The sequence below is a fragment of the Inquilinus limosus MP06 genome (assembly GCF_000767795.1).
GTDB lineage: Bacteria > Pseudomonadota > Alphaproteobacteria > DSM-16000 > Inquilinaceae > Inquilinus > Inquilinus limosus_E.
Genome location: NZ_JANX01000862.1, coordinates 1 through 1,843, shown reverse-complemented (window position 1 = coordinate 1,843; position 1,843 = coordinate 1). Strand labels below are relative to the sequence as shown.

Sequence of the window (1,843 nt, the reverse complement as noted above, 5' to 3'; positions counted from 1 at the left end):
CTAGTGATGAGCGCGGGCAGCAGCGGCAGTGCCGCGACCAGCGCCCACGGAAGCCGTGGGTGATGTCGAAGGCCGGCCAGCGCCCCATCGGATAAGGCGGCCCCGGCGGCAGGAACAGGCCGAACAACGCCACCGCCAGCGCCGCGCCGATCGAGGCGCCGGTGCGGTCGAGGATGTTCAGCAGCGGCACCCCGTCCGGCACCCGCTCCTTCGGCAGCGAGGCCAGGGCCACGGTCATCGCCGGCATGCCCGACAGCACCATGCCGAAGCCGCGCACCGCCAGCACGGCGGAGAGCCAGAGATAGCTCGTGTGCGCCTCTAGGAAGGCCAGCGGCACGGTGCCGAGCACGGTCAGGACGATGCCGGCCAGCACCAGCCGGCCGCCGCCGAAGCGATCGGCCAGCCGGCCGCTGAGCGGCATGGCCAGCGCGATGCCGAGATCCTGCGGCAGGATCAGGAGGCCGGTCATGAACACCGTCTCATGCCGCACCAGCAGGTAGTACAGCGGCAGCGCGATCTGCGCCCCGTACACGGTGAAGCCGCCGCAGAACAGGATCAGCCCGGCCGGGCCGAAGACGCGGTGGCGCAGCAGGCGGATGCGGATCAGCGGCGCCTCCATCCGCCGCGCCCGCAGCACGAAGCCGGCGATCAAAGCGAGGCCGAGCAGCAGCGCGCCATCCGCCGCCGCGGCGCCGAAGCCGCCGGCCTGGGCGATGGCGGCGACGCCCCAGGTCATCAGCGGCAGGCCGAGGGTCAGCAGCATCAGGCCCGGCAGGTCGAGGCGCCCGGCGGCCCCGGCCGCGCCGGGCTCGACCCGCGGCAGCCACCGCCAGCCGGCCAGGAGGGCGGCGAGGCCGAGCGGCACGTTGATCCAGAACAGCCAGGGCCAGCCCCGCCAGGCCAGCAGCGCGCTGCCGACGGTGGAGCCGATCGCCGGGGCCAGCACCACGACGATGCCCATCGTGCCCATCAGCCTGCCCATCCGCCCGGGCCCGGCCGCCATGCCGAGCAGCATCTGCCCGACCGGCACCAAGAGGCCGCCGCACAGGCCCAGCAGCACCCGCGCTGCGATCAGCTGGCCGGCCGTGGCCGACAGGGCGCAGGCGACCGAGACCAGGATGAACAGGATCAGGCTGGCGAACCACAGCCGCGTCGGCCCCACCCGCCGGGCCGCCCAGGCGCTGATCGGGATCGCGGCGGCCAGGGCCAGCAGATAGCCAGTGGCCACCCATTGCATGGTGTCGAGCGGCACGCCGAAGCCCTCGCCCATCGGCGCCAGGCCGATGTTCACGATCGAGGTGGTGAGGCGCGACAGGAAACCGCCGACGACCAGGACCGCGGCCTGGCGCCACAGCGCGGCCGGGATCCTCTCCAGCCTTGCCGCCGCGGCCGGGGCGATGGAGACCATGATCGGGAATCCTTTATCGATGATAAATTTATCATCGATAAGGACCCGATCGCGGCTAGGGTGTCAAGAGGCTCGATCACAGGCCAATCCACCAGGACGGACACCGCATGCCCCTCCCCCAACCGTCATTGCGAGCGCAGCGAAGCAATCCAGGGGCGGCTCGCACCGGCCCCTGGATTGCTTCGTCGGCTTCGCCTCCTCGCAATGACGCAGAGGGGGCGGCCTCCTCGGGGATCGGACGATGAAGCTGCAGCGGGACGCGGTGATCCGGACGGCGCTGGAGCTGCTGGACGAGGTCGGCATCGATGGATTGAGCACCCGGCGACTGGCCGAGCGGCTGGGCGTGCAGTCCCCGGCCCTCTACTGGCACTTCAAGAACAAGCGCGCGCTCCTGGACGCCATGGCGGCGGCGATGATGGATGAGGGCGGGATGCG

2 protein-coding genes are annotated in these 1,843 nt (G+C 71.8%); one reads left to right on the top strand and one right to left on the bottom strand.

Annotation, left to right across the window (positions count from 1 at the left end; all coding sequences use genetic code 11):
* Nucleotides 1-1,408, bottom strand: a 1,408-nt coding sequence (locus P409_RS33310; RefSeq protein WP_052121687.1) for a DHA2 family efflux MFS transporter permease subunit, incomplete at its 3' end; no start/stop codon positions are given.
* 241 nt (nucleotides 1,409-1,649) lie between these two features.
* Between P409_RS33310 and P409_RS33305 the strand changes: the two genes are divergently transcribed.
* Nucleotides 1,650-1,843, top strand: a 194-nt coding sequence (locus P409_RS33305; protein WP_034848781.1) for a TetR family transcriptional regulator, incomplete at its 3' end; no start/stop codon positions are given.